This is a genomic window from Rheinheimera sp. (assembly GCF_037442525.1).
Lineage (GTDB): Bacteria > Pseudomonadota > Gammaproteobacteria > Enterobacterales > Alteromonadaceae > Pararheinheimera.
The window spans coordinates 110,114-133,161 of sequence record NZ_JBBIQD010000001.1; the positions used below are offsets into that span (position 1 = coordinate 110,114).

Annotated in this window: 18 protein-coding genes and 1 tRNA gene; 5 read left to right on the forward strand and 14 right to left on the reverse strand. The window is 52.3% G+C overall.

The window, feature by feature from the left end; genetic code table 11:
- Positions 1-41 precede the first annotated feature (41 nt).
- The 10 genes from WKJ03_RS00495 to WKJ03_RS00540 all read right to left on the reverse strand — a co-directional run bounded on the left by WKJ03_RS00495 (position 42) and on the right by WKJ03_RS00540 (position 13,062).
- Entirely contained in the window at positions 42-722 is a 681-nt protein-coding gene (locus WKJ03_RS00495; protein WP_337840190.1) for an SIMPL domain-containing protein, read from the reverse strand.
- Positions 723-784: 62 nt separating this feature from the next.
- The gene (locus tag WKJ03_RS00500) at positions 785-2,605 is read right to left on the reverse strand and encodes a M1 family metallopeptidase (protein WP_337840191.1); all 1,821 of its coding nucleotides are present in this window, start codon (positions 2,603-2,605) and stop codon (positions 785-787) included.
- Positions 2,605-4,440, reverse strand: coding sequence for a protein kinase (locus tag WKJ03_RS00505; protein ID WP_337840192.1), 1,836 nt, complete (start codon positions 4,438-4,440; stop codon positions 2,605-2,607). Before WKJ03_RS00505 ends, WKJ03_RS00500 begins: the two co-directional genes overlap by 1 nt.
- A 77-nt stretch (positions 4,441-4,517) precedes the next feature.
- Positions 4,518-6,059: a dihydrolipoyllysine-residue acetyltransferase gene (locus tag WKJ03_RS00510; RefSeq protein WP_337840193.1), complete on the reverse strand. Its 1,542-nt coding sequence runs from the start codon at positions 6,057-6,059 to the stop codon at positions 4,518-4,520.
- Positions 6,060-6,070: 11 nt separating this feature from the next.
- Entirely contained in the window at positions 6,071-7,048 is a 978-nt protein-coding gene (locus WKJ03_RS00515) for a transketolase C-terminal domain-containing protein (protein ID WP_337840194.1), read from the reverse strand.
- Positions 7,048-8,232: a thiamine pyrophosphate-dependent dehydrogenase E1 component subunit alpha gene (locus WKJ03_RS00520; protein WP_337840195.1), complete on the reverse strand. Its 1,185-nt coding sequence runs from the start codon at positions 8,230-8,232 to the stop codon at positions 7,048-7,050. Before WKJ03_RS00520 ends, WKJ03_RS00515 begins: the two co-directional genes overlap by 1 nt.
- 253 nt (positions 8,233-8,485) lie before the next feature.
- Positions 8,486-9,562, reverse strand: coding sequence for a succinylglutamate desuccinylase (astE, locus tag WKJ03_RS00525; protein WP_337840196.1), 1,077 nt, complete (start codon positions 9,560-9,562; stop codon positions 8,486-8,488).
- Between the two features lie 149 nt (positions 9,563-9,711).
- Positions 9,712-10,584, reverse strand: coding sequence for an EamA family transporter (locus WKJ03_RS00530; protein WP_337840197.1), 873 nt, complete (start codon positions 10,582-10,584; stop codon positions 9,712-9,714).
- A gap of 126 nt (positions 10,585-10,710) precedes the next feature.
- Positions 10,711-11,973, reverse strand: a complete 1,263-nt coding sequence (locus WKJ03_RS00535; RefSeq protein ID WP_337840198.1) for an endonuclease — start codon at positions 11,971-11,973, stop codon at positions 10,711-10,713.
- A 129-nt stretch (positions 11,974-12,102) separates the two neighbouring features.
- Positions 12,103-13,062 (reverse strand): LysR family transcriptional regulator, encoded by a 960-nt coding sequence (locus WKJ03_RS00540; RefSeq protein ID WP_337840199.1) that lies wholly within the window; start codon positions 13,060-13,062, stop codon positions 12,103-12,105.
- A 96-nt stretch (positions 13,063-13,158) separates the two neighbouring features.
- On the opposite strand from WKJ03_RS00540, the gene WKJ03_RS00545 reads away from it, so the two are divergent.
- The 4 genes from WKJ03_RS00545 (at position 13,159) to WKJ03_RS00560 (ending at position 17,865) form a co-directional block, all read left to right on the forward strand.
- The gene (locus WKJ03_RS00545; protein ID WP_337840200.1) at positions 13,159-14,097 is read left to right on the forward strand and encodes a sodium-dependent bicarbonate transport family permease; all 939 of its coding nucleotides are present in this window, start codon (positions 13,159-13,161) and stop codon (positions 14,095-14,097) included.
- A 123-nt stretch (positions 14,098-14,220) separates the two neighbouring features.
- Positions 14,221-15,204: an LLM class flavin-dependent oxidoreductase gene (locus tag WKJ03_RS00550; RefSeq protein ID WP_337840201.1), complete on the forward strand. Its 984-nt coding sequence runs from the start codon at positions 14,221-14,223 to the stop codon at positions 15,202-15,204.
- 276 nt (positions 15,205-15,480) lie between these two features.
- Positions 15,481-16,200 carry an outer membrane protein OmpK gene (locus WKJ03_RS00555; protein ID WP_337840202.1) on the forward strand — a complete coding sequence of 240 codons (720 nt, stop codon included), beginning with the start codon at positions 15,481-15,483 and terminating at the stop codon, positions 16,198-16,200.
- A gap of 12 nt (positions 16,201-16,212) precedes the next feature.
- Complete coding sequence (locus WKJ03_RS00560; protein ID WP_337840203.1) at positions 16,213-17,865, forward strand: methyl-accepting chemotaxis protein; 1,653 nt, start codon at positions 16,213-16,215, stop codon at positions 17,863-17,865.
- Between the two features lie 282 nt (positions 17,866-18,147).
- On the opposite strand, the gene WKJ03_RS00565 is transcribed toward WKJ03_RS00560, so the two are convergent.
- The 4 genes from WKJ03_RS00565 to WKJ03_RS00580 form a co-directional block, all read right to left on the reverse strand.
- Positions 18,148-18,741: a hypothetical protein gene (locus tag WKJ03_RS00565; protein WP_337840204.1), complete on the reverse strand. Its 594-nt coding sequence runs from the start codon at positions 18,739-18,741 to the stop codon at positions 18,148-18,150.
- On the reverse strand, positions 18,742-19,638 hold the full coding sequence (locus tag WKJ03_RS00570) for a DUF4747 family protein (protein ID WP_337840205.1): 897 nt from the start codon (positions 19,636-19,638) through the stop codon (positions 18,742-18,744).
- A 421-nt stretch (positions 19,639-20,059) separates the two neighbouring features.
- Positions 20,060-20,136, reverse strand: a tRNA-Pro gene (locus WKJ03_RS00575).
- 106 nt (positions 20,137-20,242) lie between these two features.
- Positions 20,243-20,872: a hypothetical protein gene (locus tag WKJ03_RS00580; protein ID WP_337840206.1), complete on the reverse strand. Its 630-nt coding sequence runs from the start codon at positions 20,870-20,872 to the stop codon at positions 20,243-20,245.
- 332 nt (positions 20,873-21,204) lie between these two features.
- Here WKJ03_RS00580 and WKJ03_RS00585 point away from each other — a divergent pair, with 332 nt between their 5' ends.
- Positions 21,205-23,046: an ABC transporter ATP-binding protein gene (locus WKJ03_RS00585; protein ID WP_337840207.1), complete on the forward strand. Its 1,842-nt coding sequence runs from the start codon at positions 21,205-21,207 to the stop codon at positions 23,044-23,046.
- Positions 23,047-23,048 lie beyond the last annotated feature (2 nt).

Genomic DNA, 23,048 nt, shown 5'->3' on the forward strand with positions numbered 1-23,048 from the left:
ACCTCTGGGCAGAAAAGTTTATGCTCCCTGGTCCCGTGGCATCAAGGTTTGGTCATTTCAAACTCAACCGACACTTCAGCACGGATATCGGTCTGACCAAAGGCCACTTCCGCACTGTCGGCCATCGCTTTGGTCATGCGCATGACAGGAGCTGGAGCATAGCCCTGCTCCTGAATGCGCTGCGCGCTGCCGAGTGTCATCTGGTTGGCTTTGGCCAGTAACTCTGCTTTGCTACGGGCATTGGCATAGGCATCCAACAAGGCCTGTTGATACAGCTTCGGTGCATCACTGACCAGAAACTCGGTCTGATTCAGCTGTGTCACCCCCAGATCGGCGGCTTTTTGCAACACAGTGCTGTACAGACTCAAGTCCTGCAAGGTGACGTTCACTTCCCGCGCCACCAGATAACGCTGCGGCAGCTTTTGTTCAGGGTCGTGCTGATAATCCGGCTGGATACGCAGCGGTGCATTACTGAAAAACTCCGGTTTAATCCCCAACTTAAGCAAGGCTTTACTCAGTTGGTCCGTTTGCTCGTCGACCTGAGTTTTGGCGGTACTGACCTGCTCCGATTTTTGCTGGATCAGCATCGTCAGCTTCACCGCATCGGGTTTAGCCTGCAGCACCGCAGACCCAGACACCGACACCAGCGGCGTTTGGGGTTCAACCGCCCACAAAGGGCATACAAACAACAGTGCACTCAGCACCAGAGGGTAGGTTTTCATTGATATTCTCCTTCAGTTCGTCAGGGGCAGTCTGGCAGGCGCTGACTGAACCTGACCTGAAATCAGAGCTTCAGTACCCGCTCGACGGCCACCTGAGTGAGTGGGTGATAGCCGCCCCTGGCTTGCTGGTAGATCTCAAGCGCCATGGCTTTACCACCCGGCATAGCGGCCAGTTGTTGATACAAAGGCACCACAAACTTGCGCCGCCCAACCTTCAGTAAAAAAGTTTTGATATGCGGCAATGCCTGCTGGTAATTGCGGCTGATGGCCTGCTTAAACCAGGCGGAGGCAATCTCGGCATTCTGGCTCTGACTCAGACCAAATTTCTGATCCAGCGCCGCCAGTTGCTCAGGGCGGACACTAGCAGACAGCTGATGAATAAAATGTAACCATTGGTGAATCGACCAGTCTTGTGTCTGCAATTTGCTCAGGTCACTACTTTGTTGCCACTGGCTGGCCTGCTGGTCAACCTGGGCAAAGGCATCGGACTCTGGCGCCACAAAAGTACTGGCAAGACCTGGCTGATTCAGCCACTCCAATACTTCACCAAAACTGACAGTGTCCGGCTGCTGCAATAAGGTCTGGCGCAAGTAACGTAAAAAGCGCTCGGTGTTCATGCTTTGAAAGGCGAAATTGGCGAAGTAGTGCTTCAGAAAGGCATCGAATTTTTCACGGCCAAAACGCTGCTCAAGAAACTGCAGCAGCAACATGCCTTTGACATAAGGCACCTGAGTAAAGGCTTCATCCGGATCCCGCCCTGTGTAATCGGTCACCAGTCGGGTGTCTGCCGGGTCCAGTGCCGCTAATTCAGCCTGCAGTTCCTGCACCGCCAGCTGGCGCTCGAGCAAAGCCCGGTCTTCACCAAAGACGGCGGCCATAATGCGGTTTTCTACATAATTGGTGAACCCTTCATTGAGCCAGAGCTCGTGCCAGCTGGCATTGGTCACCAGATTGCCCGACCAGGAATGCGCCAGCTCATGGGCAATCAGGCTGACCAGGCTTTTATCGCCAGCAATGACGGTCGGCGTAATAAAAGACAACCGCGGATTTTCCATGCCCCCAAACGGAAAGCTGGCCGGTAACACCAGAATGTCGTAACGGCCCCAGGCATAATCACCGTAAAGCTGCCCTGCCACCTGCATCATCTGTTCGGTGTCGGCAAACTCGGCGACAGCTTTGTCCAGCCAGGCGGCTTCCGCATAGACCCCGGTGCGATCCGACATGGCTTTAAACTGCAAGTCGCCGACCGCCAGCGCAATCAGATAAGCCGGGATTGGCTGAGGCATCTTAAACTGGTAATCCCCGTCCCGTTCAGTATTGGCACTGTTGTCAGCACCCATCACAGCGAGCAATGATTTGGGTGTATGGATACGGGCATTGAAGGTCAGCCGACGTTCCGGTGTGTCCTGCAAGGGGATCCAGCTGCGCGCATGAATGGACTGCGACTGGCTGAACAGGAAGGGCTGCTGCTTTTCTGTGGTCTGTTCAGCGCTGAGCCACTGCAGGCCCGACGCATTGGGGCTGGTCTGGTAATAGACCCGCACTTTGTTGTATTGCTGCTGGCAGGCAATAATCAACGCCTGACCGTGGTCGGCCTGTTTGGCGCCCAGCTGATACGGCAACAACTGCCAGCTTCCCTCGCTTGTTTGCCCCATAACGCGCCCAATGGTTAAATCACGGCTGTCCAGTACCAGTTCACGTGTATCCGGATGATGCCATTCCAGCTCCAGCTCGACAAAACCAGACAGTTGTTTTTTGGCAAAGTCGGCGGTCAGATCCAGATGCAGGTGTGGATGGGAGACCAAATCTGAATTACTGAAACTATGGGGGTCGGCTTTCACTGCAGCAGTTAAAAATATCAAGACAACAACAAGCAAACGCATCACTCAACTCCGGGTTGTACATAGGCCAGCGGGTTGGCCGGATAATAACAGACCTGTTGCTGGGCCTGATGACTGAAACGGCGGGTTTCTTTGTGTGGCAGTTTCATAAAACCGCCCACCCCTTCGCCCTGGATCAGCGGCACTTTGGCCAGAATATCGGCCAGCAACGACGCAAACTCCTGCTCTTTGCCCGGGTCGAGCAAACGAAAATAATTGTGTATTTTCATATAAAAGGCCGTCACTTCAAAAATAATACAGCCGGTGTGACGGATCAGGTTCAATGCCGCCAGGTCCGCCATAATGGCATCTGGCAACACCAGTTGTTCATCCGGATCTTTGCCGTCTTCAAAATAACTGTGCTGTGCACTGGGTTCATCTGGCAGGCTCTGTCCTACCTGATACTGAATTCTGGTACCGGCTGGCACCACAAAGGCCTGATCCATTTGGTCCCTGGCCAGGTGGATGGTCTGGCGCGCATCAAATAAACAGGCCTTAAACACCCCTACTTTGGCAATGGCCCTGGCCAGCTGCACCATATTGTTCACCGCCACCACAAAAGCCTGCTGCAGGCTGTCGTCAAACAGGTTCAGGCTTGAATCAATAAAGACCCCGTCCGCCCGCCAGTGAATAGCAAGGCCTCCTGTGACCGGGTAACGGCCCAAACGACTGACAGCCGCCACAAAGGCTTTTTCCGTTTCGCCCATGCCTTCAAGGTAATTTTTGTAGTAACGCTCCAGCTGCACATCGTCGACATACTGAATGCCTTCTTCGTCACTGTGTTCACGCAGGAAGGACTTGCGGGAGGAGTACACCACTGTATCCAACTCCGCCCTTTTTACCTCCACCCGTACCGGCAACTGAGCCGCGGTCGGCAATAAAGGCAAGTCAGGCGTCACCAGCTGCTTGAGCTGTGGCATGCGCTGCAGAAAATAATCGCCAGCCTGCGCCCTTAATTGCGGGTCGTCGGCCAGCAGGCTGTCAAGCAAGGTGGCAAACTCCACCGGTAAACCCAGGCTACGCGCCGGAATAGCCTTACGGCCAAAACGACAGGACTGGCCGGACGCCAGCGCATACAAAGTGCTGGCCACCCCCTGTTCGTCAAAACGTGGGCTGGATAAGGCGCCGCTGCGCTGCTCTGGTCCAATAAAATACACATCGCCCAAACGCGCATTGGTCGTTTGTAAATCGGAGGACATCAGCTGCATCACATTGTTGCAGATGTACTGTCCCTGCGCATCCAGCTGGGCAAACACCGACGAGCCCCAGTCGACCAGGCTGATTTGACCTGAGCTTTCGTCATAGACAATATTGGACGGTTTCACATCGCCATGCACCAAAGGCGCAGGCTCGCCATCTTTTTGATGCGACCGCAGCACCTGCAACAGGCTGGCAAGCTGAGCCGCAATATTGAGCAATAAACGCACCGGCAGGCGGCCATGACGCAGGCTGTAGTGTTCCAGGTCCATGCCTTTGGCACGGCCCATCATCAGAATGCCCTGCTTTTTCACCAACTGATAGGTCAGGTAAGGCGGTACATTCGGGTGCTGCAGCTGCGACAGCATATAGGCTTCATCGGCCAGCCGCTCCTGAATATGAGGTGGTAAATTAACCCGGCTGAATTTAAACACCACCTGGTTGTCTTTGCTGTCAAGGCCAGCAAAGACAAAGCCATACGCCCCTTTGCCAACCAGTTCGATCTGGCGATACCCCAGTTTTTCCAGCTCCGACATACAAAGCGCCACCCAGTCCTTTAACTTTTTCGCGTCATTGGCGTTGAGCAGATAAACCGACTGTTCTTCCGGTATATAAAAATTCCGTAACTGATGTTTTTCCATCGAATGCTTTGCTCTGGCGCAATAAAAAACCCTGCAATGGCAGGGTTTTAACAAAAATACCGGGTGGAAGCCAGCGCTTAACGCAGACTCAGTAACATCGAAGCCGGTTGCTCCAGGTAGCTCTTCCACAAATTGGTGAAACGGGCAATGGTGCCCCCATCAATAACGCGGTGATCGCCGGACCAGCTGATTTGCATCAGGGAACGGGCTTCCACTTCGCCTTTGGCATTAAAACGCGGCAGTTGCTGGGTTTTGCCCAGCGCCACAATGGCCACTTCCGGTTTATTGATAATGGGGGTCGCCACAGTACCGCCAATGGCACCAATATTGGAAATGGTGATGGTGCCGCCTTTTAAATCGGCCGGACTGACACGGCCTTCGCGCGCCGCCTCGGTCAGTTTGGTCAGTTCAGTGGCAATCTGCAGAATGGACTTGTCCTGACAGCCTTTGATATTCGGCACCAGCAGACCGACTTTGGAATCCACCGCAATACCAATATTGTGGTCGTCAAAATAGGTCAGCTCGGTACAGTCGGCGTTCACCTGACTGTTTAAAATCGGGAACTGCTGCAGCGCGAGCGACATGGCCTTCATAAAAAACGGCATCATGGTCAGTTTCACGCCTTGTTTGGCGTACTGATCTTTCAGCTGCAGGCGCAGCGCAATCAGGTCGGTCAGGTCGATTTCTTCGCAGTACGTAAAATGCGGAATGGTCGACACCGATTCCATCATCTGCCGTGCCATCGCCGCTTTCACGCCTTTGATTGGCTCTTTGCGGCTGCCACCTGCGGTTGCACTGGAGGCCGGTGTGGCAACTGCCACCGGCGCGGCTGCCTGGGCAGGAGCTGCGGCGCCTGAGGCAAAGGCCTGTACATCCTGCTTATAGACCCGGCCTTTGTCGCCCGAGCCTGGCACCTGGGTTAAATCGACACCCAGTTCCCGGGCTAAACGCCGCACGGCCGGGCTTGCCACGGCTTTGCCTGAGGAAACGAAGGCAACAGGCGCTGAAGACTGCTGTTTAGCAGCTAAAGGACAAGCTGCGGTCTGCGCAGCTACTTGCGCTGTAGCAGAGGCGCCAGTTCCGGCAATTTGCTGCTGAAACAAAGGGCTATGTACTTTGGCAATTTCGCCTTTGGCGTAATACAGTTTCACCACTTTGCCAGCATGTTTGGCCGGGATCTGCACCAGGGCTTTGTCCGTCATCACATCACAGACCGGCTGATCTTCCGCCAAAACATCGCCTTCTTTCACCAGCCAGTCAACGATTTCACATTCCACTATGCCCTCGCCGATATCCGGCAGGATAAAGTCTTCCAGCACTGTGCCAGAAACCGCCGCCTGAGCGTGCGGCGCCGCCACAGCGGCAACGGCAGGCGCAGTGCCGGCCAGCTGCATTTCAAACAGCGGTGCATGCACCTTGGCGATATCACCTTTCTGGTAATACAGCTTAGTAACCACACCGTCATACACAGCCGGGATTTGCACCAGCGCTTTGTCGGTCATCACATCACAGACCGGCTGGTCTTCTTTGATGGTATCGCCTTCTTTAATCAGCCATTCCACCACTTCGCATTCAACAATGCCTTCACCAATATCCGGCAGAATAAAATCTTTTTTCATCAGTTCTGCCCTCAGAAATGGTACGAGCGTTTAATGGCTTCGTAGGTTTTCAGGTGGTCGGCCACGTATTCTTTTTCCAGCGCCAGCGGATAAGGCGTATCCAGACCGCACACCCGTTCAATCGGGCTTTCCAGGTGCAGGAAGCAGCGCTTCTGAATGGTCGAGGCAATTTCTGCGGCAAAACCACCAGTCAGCGGCGCTTCATGGTTAATGACCAGACGGCCGGTTTTCAGCACTGAAGCAGCGACGGTGTCGGCGTCCCAGGGCTGAATGCTGCGAAGGTCAATCACTTCACAGCTGATGCCATCGGCTTCAGCCATCTCTACCGCTTTTTGGATAATTTCCATCTGCGCCCCCCAGGCGAGCACAGTGACGTCTTTGCCTTCCTTCACCACTTCGGCCTGGCCAATTGGCAGCTCGTAGTACTCTTCCGGTACTTCACCGACAGAAGCGCGGTAGAGTTTCTTAGGTTCAAAGAAAATCACCGGATCCGGGCAGTTAATAGCCGCCAGCAATAAACCTTTGGCCTGAGCCGGATCACGCGGCACCACAATTTTCAGGCCTGGCGTGTGGGCAAAATAAGCTTCTGGTGACTGGCTGTGGTAATGACCACCGGCAATACCACCGCCGTAGGGGCTACGAATGACCAGACCACCCACGTTAAACTCATTGCCTGAGCGGTAACGGAACTTGGCGGTTTCGTTCACCAGCTGGTCAAAAGCCGGGAAAATGTAATCGGCAAACTGAATTTCAGCGACCGGTTTCATGCCCTGCGCCGCCATGCCATTGGCAAAACCGGCAATGCCCTGTTCAGTCAAAGGCGTGTTAAAGCAGCGGGCTTTGCCGTATTTTTCCTGCAGTTTGCTGGTGGCTCGGAACACCCCACCAAAGTAACCCACGTCTTCACCAAAACAGACCACGGCGTCGTCTTTGGCCATCGCTAAATCCAGCGCGTTGTTAATCGCCTGCAGCATATTCATTTTGGCCATTAGTCTAATCTCCCCGCCGTCACCGGATAGGCATCCGGGTATTTTCTGATATGAGCTTTGAGTTCTTCGAGTTGTTCGTTCAGCAGTGGAATAGGCTCGGCATAAACGTCTGACATCAGGTGTTCAATACCTGGTTTGGCGACTTTTTCCGCCACTTTCAGTGCGTCGAGGATTTCCTGGCGCAATAAGTCCAGTTTGGCTTTGTCGGCTTCTTCATCCAGCCAGCCCTGTTTCACCAGCCACAGACGGAAACGCGAGACCGGATCGTTTTTACGCCACAGTTCTTCTTCTTCTTTCGAACGATAACCGCTTGGATCGTCTGATGAGGAGTGTGCGCCCAGCCGGTACGCCATAGATTCAATCAACACAGGTTCGTTGTGTGCCAGCGCATAATCACGGGCCATTTTGGTCGCCTGGTACACCGCCATAATGTCGGCGCCATCAACCCGAATGGATTTCATGCCATAGCCCACAGCACGGCAGGCAATACCATCGCCTTTAAATTGCTCATTGGCTGGGGTTGAAATGGCGTAACCATTGTTACGGCAGAAGAAAATCACCGGAGCATTGTGTACTGCGGCCATATTCAGACCGGCGTGGAAATCGCCTTCTGAGGCGGCCCCTTCGCCAAAATAACACAAGGTGATGTTGGGCAAACCACGCAGCTTCTGTGCGTAGGCATAACCGGCCGCCTGCGGGATTTGGGTGCCCAGCGGCGACGAAATGGTCATGTAATAAATGTCTTTACTGCCATAATGCACCGGCATCTGGCGCCCTTTGCCCAGGTCTTTTTCATTGGAGAACAGCTGGTTCATAAACTGTTCCAGACTAAAACCCCGGTAACGCAATGCCCCCTGCTCACGGTACTGTGCCATGATCATGTCCTGGTCATGCAAAGCGGCTGCGCTGCCGATGGTGGCCGCTTCTTCGCCCAGACACTGCATATAAAAGCTGATACGGCCCTGACGTTGTGCCGCCAGCATACGTTCGTCCAGCACACGGATAAACTGCATGGTGTCGTACATTTTCAGCGCCTGCTCTTTGCTTAGTTCAGGCAGGGTTGCGCCTTCATAGACAGTGCCATCATCTTTGAGCACTCGCAGGGTGGGAATTTCTAACGCATAGCCGCTGGTAAAGCCAGCACTGTGCACCGTGGATATGGTGGCATTATTCGGGTTCGTCATAGGTGTCTCTTTTGGTTGTTTCCGTCAGACGATGGTCACCCAGAGTACAACACAAAACGCGAACGCTTTGATTGCCCCCGGAGCCCTGACAATTTGAGGCCTGAACCGACCTTCTTTAGTTCTTTCTATTTCGAGTAAACGGCCGCAACTTTACCTTTACGTAAACTGCATTGCAACCAAGAGTGCACAGAAAAGCAGCCCTGAAGGCTGCTTGCTGTATGGCATTTTGTACTGATTGCGTTTTTTTTCGCCGTCAGCCAACTTTGCCGGCCACAGATACCGGCTTCACCAGCAACATGGCCCGCTGCCCCACAGCGACTTTCGGGTTAGGGAAAATCACCGCTTCGCCTTCGACTTCAACCTGGTATTGCACGCCTTCATCTTCAGCCAGCACAGTGCCAACCGGGAAACTGGTAAAATTTTCGATGCTGTCTGCAAAACACAACCTGAAAGCGTCGGTTTGTTTGTTGATGGCGCGGCGTACTTCGTAAAAGTTAAAGTCGGCTTCGGTAAACTCAGGAAACTGCAGCGGCTGACCACTGATAAGAGCCCGCAGCGCGCTATCGGCGGCACTGAAGCGGCTTAAATCGTTCTGCCCAAAAGGCCGCACTTTGCCAAGTTCCAGCGTAAAGCCATGGGCCTGACAGCTTTGCGCCGCAAAATAACTGAAGGTGCTGGCCGGGCTTTGCATCAGCAAGAAGGTGTCAATGCCACAGCTTTTGAGAAATTGCAGTTCAGTTTTGCTCCAGTTTTTGCCATGCAAAAACGGATAGACCGCAAACTTTTCAAAACGCGAGCCACGAATGGCGGTGTGTAAGTCATACAGCTTGCGAACCCGCTCGCCAGCGGGAGCCTGCTGGTAAAACTTCAGCACACTCTCTTCCAGCAGTTTCGCCCGTTCACGCTCTTTACTCTGGCCGCCTTCGCTGCTGGAGATGCCGTCTTGACTGTGGTGGCCGGAAAACAGCCGGTTTAAATTATCTTTAATTTCCCGAACTCCGGCGTTGATGGCCCAGGGGTTGCCGAATAAAAACAACACCCGCTCGGTCAGATGCAGTTTTTGTTGCAACACATCACGCAGTATCGCATTGCACAGTTCGATCGGGGCCGTCTCATTGCCGTGGATACCAGAGGACAATACGATGTCTTGCGCCCCAGGTTCTGCAGGCTCTGCCACTAACACTCCTGTATGCCAGACGGCAATGTGGGTGCCATTGGGCAGCTGAAATTCGAAAGCGGGCAACTGGTCTGGCTGCTCACGGGTCAGGGTAAGAAAATCGGCGGTCGCCTGAAGTTGGGTTGATGCTTGTCCGGCAGAAATTAACGACATGGTACTGAGGCTCCATTCTGGCTGCGCCTTTTTGTAATCTGCTGGGTTGTGCAATGCAGGCGCTTAAATCGGCCCTAGTGTAACGGCAAATACGCTGATCGCAACTGCGCTGACAGCAAAAGGGCTGAGCGTATGGACCTGGATCAGGCTCACATCACCAGCACAGCTGCTGCCACCACCAACAACAAACCGGCCAGATCGCCAGTTTTTAGCCGCTCTTTGAGCACCAGAGTGGAAATCACCAGGCTGAACAGCACTTCCACCTGCCCCAGCGTTTTGACATAAGCCACGCTTTGCAGGCTCATTGCGGTAAACCAGCCCAATGAGCCCAGTGCACTGGTGAGGCTGCTGAAAAAAGTCAGGCGCCGACAACGCCATAAGGTGATGAGGGTGGCGGGCTCTTTCAACAGCACCCAGCTGCCCAGCAACAGGCTTTGGGTCAGGATCACCGCCAGCAATACCCAGGCCGCAGCAGGCAAAAACACCAGGCCCGTCGACAGCGCCGCGTCTCGCACCCAAAGCCCGGCCAGTGCAAACGCAAGGCCAGAGCCTAAACCTAAACCAAGCACAGGCCAGCTGAACGCTTTGGTTTTGCTGGCCCCTGCCAGCAAAAATACCGCTACACTGCCAAGTACCACGCCGCACCAGCCAAGGGCACTCAGTTCAAGTTGCCAACAGGCCACACCAAGCAGTGCGGCCAACACAGCTTCACTTTTGGCCAGCCCCACCCCAATGGCATAGTTTTTCCAGGTGAAGAGTTTGACCATCAGTGCAGTCGCCAGAATTTGCATCACGGCCGCGCCCAGCACATAAGCGACAGTGGCAACCGAGATTTCTGGCCAGTCATAAGGTTGCCATTGATACAATCCCAGCAGGTAGAGCAGCGCCAGCGGGCTGGCAAACAGAAATCGCGCCAGCGTGGCGCCCAGTACCGAGGTTTGTGTCGATAAGGTCTTTTGCAGCGCATTGCGGATAGCCTGCATCAGCGCCGCCAACAAGGTAAAAGGGATCCATAAAGACATATAGAAGTCCAGATGCACAAAAAACCATAATGCCAGCAGAAAGACCCCGTCACAAGTAGCAACAGAATCAAAGCAGAAAAAAGCCCACTCAGTGGGCTTTTTGGGGTCCTCGGCTTTTCACTCTGGTTACAGACCGCAGGCGGCACCATAAATCGATTGAGCCCATTGCGGGTTATCGATAAAGGGGTTGCGGTTTTGCTGGCGTTCGTAAATGCGGTTGTTGCGGCGGATTTCGGTGGCATCCACCGGATCTTGCAGGTGCCACTGCAACAAGACACAGAGTTTGCCCATCTCTGGCGCACTGCTGCCTGTTGGCGCATAGTTGCGCAGCACCAGATCAGCCACCCCGCTGTCGTCGCCGCCTTCATAACGCACATCCATATAGAACATCATGCGGGCCACATCCCCTTTAACAGCATTGCGCGGTTCAAAACTGTCACTGTCAGTTTTATTGCCTGGCGCTTCGCCTATTTCGGTGCCGCCGAGGTCGAAGTCTTTATTGCCGCGGGTTGAATTCACCGATACGTCGGCTGGCCTTAAATGGTGAATATCGGTGTACGCGTATTGGCTTTCATTGGGAAAACCATGGCTTTTCGCCCAGACGTGTTCACGGTTCCAGGCGTCCTGAGACGTGCTGGCCCCCGCACGGAAGCTCTTGGCCTGAGAGCGGCCTGTGTACAGCAGAATCACATTGTTGCTGTTGCTCGGATCTTCGTCTGTGTATTCCAGTGCCGTCCAGACGTCCGCATAACTCAGCCGCAGGTGCCCCCGTAAAATGCCGTTTAACGCCGATTTCAGCTGGCTGCCGCTTTTGCCAGCTGCGGCAGCATAATACTCGGCTTCATTGACAGGGTCACCACCGGGTTCTCCGCCACCACCGCAGTCTGTGCTGAACACACCAGAGCCCGGGTTGCCTGTGCTTGCCGACACGGACCAATCGGCTGGCGAATTGCTGTCGGTGCTGCTGGTTCGGCTGATGGATTTATCGACGGCATTCAGGTTCCAGCCGGACAAACCGCCTTCCCAACCCACTGCATCCACTTCAGTGCTGCCATTTTTAAGCCGTACATAATCGCCACTGTTGCCAAAGGCCAACGTCATGCCGGATTGCTGTGGACTGACGCCAAACAGGGACTGAAATGCACTGGTGTTTTTGGCAACCAAAAAGTAACTGCGTGCTGGAACTGTACCGGATAACGCAAAGCTGCCGCCATTGTCCTGCAGACTGAACCCCTGCAAATTGATGCTGCTACAGCTGGTGTTGTACAGCTCGACAAATTCTTCGGTGTTGTCGTTGGTGGGTGCGTCGTACAGCACTTCGCTGATCAGCAGGTTGGCTGAGCTGGCTGCACTGAAGAGCGCCAGACCCAGTAAAGCAAATTTTTTCATCACTATTCCCATTTTTTGTTGTTATGCCTGTACCTCCCTGGTGATTTTGTTCTGCCTCCCTGGCTGCGGCTTTATACTAGACAACAAAGATGACAATTTACTTACCTTATAAACTTTATTTTTACATTTTCAGGTTAAAACAAAATGCTCAGGCAGCTGCTGTATATCACTGACGACCTGGTTAGGGTCGACACAAGACTGCAGCTGACTGGCGAGAAACTGAATAAACCGCTGGGCCGGCGCCCCAAGGCGTTTGTCTTTACGCGCCACCAGATACCAGTGGCTGTGCAACGGAAAGCCCACAGCGTCAATAAGCGTCAAACCTTGCATAGCGTGTTTTAAGGTGTAATCCGACAACACGGCCAGCCCCAGCCCCGACGCCACCCCAAGCCGGATCGCTTCATTGCTTTCAATCTGCATAGTGCGGGTCAGCTCAATGCCCTGGCCACTGAGCCAGGCTTCAAACTGCATTCGGGTCGCAGAACCAGGTTCACGTATTAAAAACCGCTCATTTTTTAACTGGGAAAACTGCAAAGGCTGTGGCTGCGCTGCTGCCCAATGGTCCAGGGGGGCAATCAGTTGCAAGGGGTTTTTCATAATACGGCCGGCCTGCACCAATTCACCACTGGGCGGCTGGCTGAACAGGTAGAGGTCGTCTTCCTGTGCGGCAAAACGCTGCAGAATATGCGCTCTGTTCCCCACATTCAGTGTCACCTGCAGCTTGGGATAAGCCCGATCAAAGGCGCCGAGAATAGCTGGCATCACGTATTTGGCCGTGGTGACAATGCCAATACTGAGCCTGCCCGCCTGCCCGCCTCTGGCGTCAGCCAGTTCATTGGCCAAGTCATCAAAACGGCTGAACAGATCGCTGGCCGCCTGAAACAGGGCCTGACCGGCAAAGGTAGGTACCAGTTTGCCTTCCTTATGTTCCAATAAGGTTTCGCCAATTTCCTCAGTGAGCTTTTTTAGCTGCAAAGAGACGGTCGGCTGGGTCAGATGCAAGACTCTGGCGGCAGCAGAAACAGAGCCCGTGCGCACGACCTGCTGGTACACCTGTAACAATCTGAAGGTTAAATGCCGGATATTCATATTGATAATTATCTATGCGATACCTCAAAACAATTAATTATCAAATATACCCAAAGGCAGGCAAAATGCCCAGCCAGTTTTGATAAGGGGTGTGATATGCCTGATATTGTGATTGCGTTTTTTGCCTTTGGTCTGCTGGCCGGTCTGTTAAAGTCAGATTTGAAAGTCCCTCAGTCCATTTATGAAACCTTATCCATTCTGCTGATGCTGGTGCTTGGTTTAAAAGGTGGTTTAGCCCTGCATGGGCAGGCCAGCCTGGCCATGCTGCCGGATCTGCTGAGTGTGGCTGCCATGGGGATTGCTATTCCCTTGTTGTGTTACCCCCTACTGCGTTACCTGGTCCGGCTGAACAATGCCGATGCGGTCAGTATTGCCGCCCATTATGGCTCCGTCAGTGCCGGTACTTTTGCTGTGGTTTTGGCTCTGGCGGAGAAATCCGGTTTGGTGCTGCTGCCTGAAACCACACTCTACCTGGTGATGCTGGAACTGCCGGCCATCGTTATTATGCTGGGGCTTTATGGTGCATTGACCCATCAGGGCAAACAAAGCCAAATCTGGCGGGAAGCCCTGACCAGCCGCGGCGTTTTGTTATTGGGTGGTGGGGTGCTGATTGGCTATGTGTATGGGCCTGAAGGCCTGGCGCCAATTGAGCCGGCGCTGATTGGTGGCTTTAAAACCATGCTGGCACTGTTCTTACTGGAAATGGGGCTTTGCACCGCCAAAGTCTGTCATCCGCTCCCCTGGGCACATTGGCGCCTGATGCTGTTTGCCGCTGTTGCACCTTTTGCACTGGCCGCTGTGGGTTTAGGCCTGGGATTGCTTCTGCAGCTGCCCTCAGGTTCACTGCTGGTGTTAACCACTCTGGCTGCAAGCGCCTCTTACATTGCAGCCCCGGCAGCAGTGCGGGCCAGTGTTCCGGACGCCAATATTGGCTTGGCCATGCTGGCCTCCCTGGGCATTACCTTCCCGGTCAATGTGCTGATAGGGGTACATGTTTATCAGGGCTGGGTGGAGGCTTTCAGTACACAGCTATAGCCCTGCTCTGCTGTCAGCGGCCATTAAACGCAGAATTCTTGAAAGGATGGCAGCCGACCCCCATTGCATCAGTAGTTTTATACCAAGCGGTCAAAAATTCACAGGCCGCTTTTTGGAGCTCTGATGATTCCTTTATCCATTCTCGATTTGGCCCCCGTTTCCAGCGGCTACAGCATTGCTGACAGTTTCGCCGCCAGCAAAGCCCTGGCCCAACAGGCTGAGCAACTGGGTTACCACAGGTACTGGCTGGCCGAACACCACAATATGCCCGGTATCGCCAGCGCAGCGACGTCGCTGCTGATCAGCCATCTGGCTGCTGCCACCTCCACCCTGAGGCTGGGCGCCGGTGGCATTATGCTGCCGAATCATTCGCCACTGGTGATAGCTGAACAATTCGGAACCCTGGCCACTCTGTATCCAGGCCGGATTGATTTGGGTCTGGGCCGGGCGCCAGGCAGTGACCATACCACAGCCCAGGCTCTGCGACGGCACAGTCCAAACGCTGATCTGCAGTTTCCGGCCGATGTGCAGGAACTGCAGCGGTATTTTGCCAATGCCTCCGCCGGGCAGGAAGTGCTGGCGGTACCGGGACAGGGTTTGCATGTGCCTTTGTGGATCCTTGGCTCCAGCCTGTTTGGCGCCAGGCTTGCGGCACAGCTGGGCTTGCCTTATGCGTTCGCCTCTCATTTTTCCCCTGCGCTGATGACACAGGCCTCTGCGTTATACCGCCAGGAATTCAGGCCGTCGGCCCAGGTGGACAAACCCTACCTGATGCTGGCACTGAATCTGTACGCAGCAGACAGCACGGCTGAGGCGCAGCTATTATTTACCTCTGCCCAGCAGCAGTTTGTCAACCTGGCGCGGGGTCAGGCCAGTCAGCTACCGCCCCCGGTCGCCAGTATGGACGACATCTGGTTGCCGCATGAAAAAGCCTATGTCAACCAGGCACTGGCCTGCAATGTGGTGGGGGATGCAGCCACAGTCAAACAAGGTATAGAGGATTTTGTCAGCCGGCATCAACCTGACGAGCTGATGCTGACCTGCCTGATGCACGACCCAGACGCACGCCAGCACAGTTACCGGATCGCTGCGGAACTGTTTCTGTAGGGCGCAGCAACAGCTGTCTGTTGGGGCCATCCGGTGCCCCAGCATGTTTTATGCTGATGGGAACGCCTGTTGCGGTGTCATGCCCAAGCAACCAACCAGCTGCTTCCCGCTAAAACCAAAGTAACCTTTTATTAAATTTTTCAAATCAACGCAGCAACAACAACGCAAACCCAACAAAACACAATGATATTTTTTTAATAAAATCCGTCACTTATATTGACCTTTCTTGAATTACTGCCAGTATTAGTTCACCTACTTCTACTCACTCCCCTGCTTATGAAAAAGACGCTTTTGCTTGCTGTGTTGTTGTGCTGTTCCTACGCTCAGGCTGCTGTAATTTGGCAGGATTACAGAGTCAGTTACCTCAGTGGCGATCATTACCGGTTGGGTGACAATAACCGGGATATCTATACCTTTGAGCATGCTGCCGCAACCAGTTGGGGCGACAGCTTTTTCTTTCTTGACCATATCCGGCCGGATCAGGGTGATTTAAGCAATTATGCCGAATGGGCTCCGCGCTGGAGCTTTTCCAAATTGGGGCTGGCAGACACCAAGTGGGGCCTGATCAGTGATGTTGGTGTGGCGACCACAGTGGAAATGTCCAACAGCGCCACTCACCTGCTGTATGGCCTTGGGCTGAATCTGGATGTGCCGTTATTCCGATACCTGCAGGTCAATCTGTACCGCCGCCACAATGACGGGCGCAGTGACAACTGGCAAACCACCATCACCTGGGGTTTACCTTTTACCTTGGGGGAGCAGGAATTTTTGTACGATGGTTTTATCGACTGGGCAAGCGGAAAAGACCATTACAGAGCCAACCTGAATATGACGTCACAGTTTAAATGGCTTTTAAGCAAACCACTGAATATTAAGGACAAAATCTATCTTGGTTTTGAATATGTGCTGTGGCTGAATAAATTCGGTGTCCGGGATCAACCCACAGTGCGAAGCGACGAATACAATCTGAACCTGCTGCTGAAGTGGCACTTTTAAAACGAGGCTGTTATGAATGCTGTTTCATTAAAAACCAAGCTGATTTTATTGGCTTTTTTTCCTGTTTTTATCCTGGCATTGGTGCTGATAGGCAAAGCCTATGTCACGGCGCAGCAGGAAGCCGAAGACCGGGTCACTCACCTGCGCGCCTCTTTGTATGACGAACGTAAGCAGCAGCTCGATACCCTGCTGGAACTGGCCAGCACTGCCGTCAGCTCAGTTTCAGATGAAACGGCTAAAAAGGCCATTCTGCGCAGCCTGAGGTATGAAAATGGCAACAACTACTTCTTTGTCTACGACCAACAGGGCCTGCAGATCGTCAGTGCCGACAAACCTGAGCGGGAAGGCAATAACTTTTTCGACAGTAAGTCGCCAGAAGGCCGCTATTTAGTGCAGGAGTACATAGCCGCCGCGAAAAAAGGCGGGGATTACATCAATTACAACTGGCCCAAACCGGGCAGCACAGTGGCTGCAGCTAAGCTGGCGAAAGCCGTGTTGCTGGACGATTGGGTACTGGCCACAGGTTTTTATATTGACGATCTGGAACAGATGATCGAGCAACAACGTGCAGTGATGGAACAACAGATTTACTCCGGTTTAGTGCAAAATGCCCTGATCACCCTGGTCTTGGTCGCGCTGGTTATTTTTATCGGCACCCTGTTTGCCAAAGCCATCTTAAACCCGCTGTTGAGAGTGGTTCAGGCAATGCAAGACATCGGCTCAGGCGAGGCCGATCTGACCAAACGACTGGATGCATCCGTCGGTCATGAGTTAGGCGCTCTGGCCAATGCCTTTAACCAGTTCTCCGGCAAAGTGGCCGCCCTGGTTGGTCAGGTACAAAGCTCAATGCGCAGCCTGGGCCAGTCCGCTGAGAACCTGGCCGCACTGATGCAAAAAACTGAAGCGGGTGTGGCACAGCAGCACAGCGAAAGCGATCAGGTGGCCACGGCCATTAACGAGATGTCAGCCACCGCAGAAGACGTTGCCAAGAGTGCCAGCCAGGCCGCTCAGGCGGCGAATCATGCCGAAAGCCAGGTGCACGAAGCCAACGCCAAACTGCACAGAGCCATCAGTGTGATCGGTGGTCTGGAGCAGCAGGTACAACTGGGCGTTTCGGTGATCGACAAAGTCGGCGAAGACTCCAGAAATATAGGGGCCGTACTGGATGTGATCCGCTCCATTGCCGATCAGACCAACCTGCTGGCGCTGAACGCCGCTATTGAAGCCGCCCGCGCCGGTGAGCATGGCCGCGGTTTTGCCGTGGTGGCCGATGAAGTGCGGACTCTGGCCGCGCGCACCGCCAAAAGCACCGATGAAATCAACCAGATGATTGTGTCGTTGCAACAGGGTTCAGACCAGGCCGTGCAAGCCATTAATGAAATCAAACAACACAGCCAGAACACAGTGCAGCAGGCTGAACTGGTCGATGCTGCCTTGCAGGAAATTCAGCTGTCGGTGTCGACCATCAACGATATGAATAACCAGATCGCCAGCGCCGCGGAAGAACAAACCACTGTCTCGGAGATGATCAATAAAAATGTGCATCAGATTGTGGTGATTGCTCAGGAAACATCAAGCGACACCTCTGCCTCTGCCGCCATCAGCAAAGAGCTGATGCATTTATCGGTGCAACTCAATGCCGAAGTGTGCCGCTATAAAATATAACAAAGCACAGCACCCAAAGCAGCAGGACTTTCAGCTGCTTTGGGTCTGCATCTTTTATTACATCCCAGATTAAGTGATGTCACAGTTTTCCATTATCATTGTTCTTGGCATATTTACGACTGCTGTTCATACAAGTAGGAAATGAAACGGAAGATATTCTCAATCTTCACGCCAACGAGTATAACGCTGGGAAATGATATTTAGCATCTGTGAAGACACCCCATGACGCGGAATAGGGAACTTATATAGCAGCATAGCCTTCTATTATAATAAAGGTGTCAATTACTTCTTAGCTGCAGGTGGTTGCTCCGATTTTCTCTCTAATTTATTGAGGTAAGCTTCATACATTTTAGTAACTTGAAATAACCCCATGGTAGCAGCAAGAGCACTAAATAGTGCATAAATGAATAAAGAGAATCCAATATAACTTCCAACAAGACAGATTTTATAGAACAGTTCTCCATAATTTTTTATTAGCCAGCAATCTTCAGGTAATGAAAAGTTATAAGCCTTTGCAAAAAGCGCCGCTATGAGCGCTATAATCTGAACAAGGATGAAATGTACAAAAGTTGAATTTATTTCTGAGTATCCTGAAGTTTGTTGTCGTTCAGTTGATGCAAGAATTCTCCGAAAATCATCATCACCAATTGCAAGCCACAGAGCAAATCCGCCGAGTGAAAAGCCCAACATGTTTGGTATGACCGACAGAACTGTATCCCACCAATTTGGTGAACTCCATAAAGGATACAAGAATCCAGATAGCACCAAAGCAGCCCACACATATCTACTGGTGTAAAGCGCTTTAAACCCTCCATAGGCAAGCCAATACCTGGCAAATATACCAAGCTGCTTTAGTTGCTTGTCCTTATCTGGCATTTAAGGTCTACGTCCCTTAATTTTTTCCACCAATTTGACAGCCATTCTAAACAAGAAATCTGCAGCTGTCTCAACCTCAGGTTCATAAAAATAATCCTCAACAAGCGGATGTGAGATCGTTGAAAAATCTACCGCTCTGTTATGGATATCCTTACCTTTCACGTCGACTCGCCCATTGTGCTGAGCTATTTTTGCTTTTTCTTTCGTGTCTTCATCTACAATGATTGTTTGACCTTTAACGGCTTTCTGCTCTTCAGATATCTCCCGCAAATTACGAGCATTCATTTTTTCCAAGAACTTTTTCTCAGCCTCATCAAAGTGATCTGCATTTGGCCGATTTACAATCAACTTCAAGTTGCTGATCACGGGTAACCTTAGAGCAGTCTCAAGCGCATCAACCTCAGGGATGTGAGTGACTTCAACCTCGCCAAACATTTCAGTCAATGACTCGTCATTCAAAATTCTATCGAAAGCTTTTACTGCTGCGCCAGCAGACAGTTTGTCTCCATAAGAATAAGCTTCGTAGAACAAAAGATGACTACTGGGGATAAACACAAATGAGAACCTTGTAGTGTTGGGCTTCAAATGTTCGGGTATGCTGATTGCATCGACCTCGTAGTCATCTGCAATCTTGCTTTCAGTTAAATTGAACCACGCGCCATCTAAATCAATCTCAGAAAAGCGAACTAAATCTCCCACTATTGGTGAATCGTCGTGCCTGTCGCCCATGTTAGCTTTGCTTACAGCCGTTATCAAAGCTGACTGTCGATGCCCAATATTTGCAATCACTTTTTGTTTATTGGCACGTCTGAACAACTTGACGTAAGTTTCTGGGGAATGCGGGTGTAGAGTAATATTAATTGCACCAACGGATAGCTTTGCTTCCTTTTTACCCATTATTAAATCCTTAGTTTGGGTATGTATTTACCCAAATATAATCCAGAAGTCCTGATAAAAACAATACCAAAGTGCACTTTGACACATCAAGTAGAGGCTCAAACATAGCAAAAACAGCCTTCAAAGCTGATCTAGGTTGATGAAAAAACCTTTTCATCCTGAAATTGCAATTTTAGGATATTTCAAAGTGGACCAAAATCAGCGATAAGTAAGGAAATCCACCTGCAAAAGTGGGAGCTTACCATTAGTTAACTTTAAATTTTGATAGTATTGTGGAGATTTTTCTTAAGTAAGGATGATTGCTGACAAAGTCCTAAACTTAGTGACAGGCCATCATTCTAATAGGACCAGCGCCATTTGGCAGCCAAAAGATAAGCAGATATACAAAGAAAAAAACCTGTCAAAAAAACAGGTTATTAAATGGTCGGTACGGCGGGATTTGAACCCACGACCCCTGACACCCCATGACAGTGCGCTACCAAGCTGCGCTACGTACCGACGTGGCACACATCATAATGAATTAAGAGGTAAATGCAACGGGCAAAATGCTGACTGCGTCTTTTTTGCCCAGCTGAGGCCTCTGCCGGGCGAACGCCTGACAACGTCAGGCCCTGTGACCCCAGCCCGGCGCAGCGGAAGAATGCGGATGCGAAGAATGCACAGAGAACCGGCGCAGGTGATCCAGTCGCTGCTGGATCATCAGGTGCAGCTCACTGGCAAGCTCACAGAGGCTGACCAGAAAAAACTCATCGCCATGCAGCATAAAACGTTCAGTAGCCGGCTCATAAAGGCAAAACATGGCATCATTATCCATCCAGGTGATCACTTTGTTTTCACTGGCAACATGATGCATCTGATATCTGGGATCCGTTTGCTCATGCACCACCCGATACAGTTCAGCACCATGCCGCCACAAGGTTTCATTGCGCAGTGGGTGCTGCACGTCAGGTAAATCGAGCTCAGCTCTCAGGACCATGGCTTTATGACATAACTCCAGGCCAGTTTCACCACAACATTTGGCAGGCCAGAACACGCGGGACAACTGATGATGATGCCACAGCAAGCTGTGGATCGACTGATAGAGGCCATCACACAATCTGTGCTGGTCGCTGACGTCTTCGGCATAGTCCTCACATTGCCCCACCTGTTCCTTTACAAGCCGATAGCACATCAGCACGGCATTGGCCTGAATTTGCGCTTCAGTCAATTGCCATTCAATTTCTCTGTCATCCATCACGGGCCACCTCTGCTGCTACAGATCTGTTTTGTGTCGACCTCCTGCAAGTTTAGAAAGCGTGGGCTTAAGCGCAAGCAAGCCAAGCGTCTGTTTTAAGGGTAAATTTTTCACTTTTGAGCCTATACATTCAGAGAAAACCGCTAAACAACTGAGATTTAGCCGAAACTTGGGTTTCATTTCTTTCAAAGAATCGAGTCACGCAAGAAAGGATGCTGGGTTGTTTTTTTCGTTTTACCGCAGAAAAACTCAGTGTTGTCAAATTAGCGGCCCCGGAAGCGGCCGAATATCGTAAAATGGCGCGCTTGCCGCTCAGCACTTTGAGGATCTGTATGCTGAATTTTTTTGAACGCCTGACTCAGGCTTTTCCTGCCAAAGAACCGACTCAACCACCCAAAGGTCTCTATGCATTCTGCCGTCACTACAGCAAAGGCATGGTCATTCCGTTGCTGGTCATGTCGGTGCTCACTGCCCTGCTGGCGGCACTGGAGGTGTCTTTATTTGGTTATATGGGCCAGTTGGTGGACTGGCTGGTGACAAAAAATCCGGACACCTTCTGGCAGGAAGAGCAAAGCACACTGATCAGCATGGGACTGATGTTGGTGGTGGTTTTGCCTGTGCTGGTGTTTTTGCATTCAGCTATGATCCACCAGACCATTCTGGGCAACTACCCAATGTCAATCCGCTGGCTGGCGCACCGTTACCTGCTGAAGCAGAGTTTCGGATTTTATCAGGATGAATTTGCTGGCCGTATCGCCACCAAAGTGATGCAAACCGCTCTGGCCGTGCGGGAAACCGCCGTGAAACTGTTGGACGTGATGGTGTACGTGCTGGTCTATTTCGGGTCCATGCTGTACCTGATTGCTGAGGCGGACTGGCGTCTGGTGCTGCCTATGCTGGTCTGGCTGGTGCTGTATATTGCACTGCAATGTTATTTTGTGCCGCGTCTTAAACAGGTTTCCACCCAACAGGCTGACGCCCGCTCAGAAATGACGGGCCGTATTGTCGACAGCTACACCAATATCAGCACCATCAAACTGTTCTCCCATACCGACCGGGAATCCGCTTATGCCCGGCAGAGTATGGAGTTATTTTTAAAGCCGGTGTATCGCCAGATGCGCCTTGCCACCTGGCTGAATGTCTGGGTGCAAAGCATCAACTACCTGCTGGTGTTTGCCATTGCCGCGCTGGCCATCTGGTTATGGTCCGCGAATGCGATCAGTGTTGGCGCTATTGCTATCGCGGTCAGCCTGTCATTACGGTTAAGCGGCATGTCGCAGTGGATCATGTGGGAAGTCAGCGCTTTGTTTGAAAACATCGGCACTGTGGCCGACGGCATCAGCAGCCTGGCCAAACCACAACAAATTGTTGATAAAGCGGACGCCCCGGCACTGTCGGTCCCCCAGGGACAGATTGAATTTTCAGGTCTGAGCTTTAATTACGGTAAAGCAGTCAACGAACAGGGCCCGGTGATTAATCAGCTGAACTTATCGATCAAGCCAGGTGAAAAAGTCGGACTGGTGGGTCGCTCCGGTGCCGGTAAATCCACCCTGGTCAATCTGCTGCTGCGCTTTTACGACGCTGACAGCGGGGAAATCCGTATTGACGGCCAGAACATCCGTGAGGTGCAACAGGAGAGCCTGCGCGCGCACATCGCCATGGTGACTCAGGACACCTCCTTGTTACACCGCAGTGTGCGGGAGAATATTCTGTATGGCCGTCCGGACGCCACCGAACAGGAAATGCTGGACGCGGCCCGGCTGGCGGAGGCGGATCTGTTTATCAACGAGCTGACCGATCCCAAGGGTAATACAGGTTTTGATGCGCAAGTGGGTGAACGTGGAGTCAAGTTATCCGGAGGCCAGCGCCAGCGTATTGCCATAGCGCGGGTGTTGCTGAAAAACGCACCTATCCTGATCCTGGACGAAGCCACCTCAGCGCTGGATTCCGAAGTGGAAGCCGCCATTCAGCACAGTCTGAATCAGCTGATGGTTGGCAAAACTGTGATTGCTATCGCTCACCGCCTGTCCACCATTGCGGCAATGGACAGGCTGGTGGTGCTGGACAAAGGCAAGATTGTCGAACAGGGCACTCACCAGCAACTGATCGCAGCCGGCGGCATTTATGCTCAGCTCTGGGCTCACCAGACCGGTGGTTTTATCGGTGTCGATTAAAG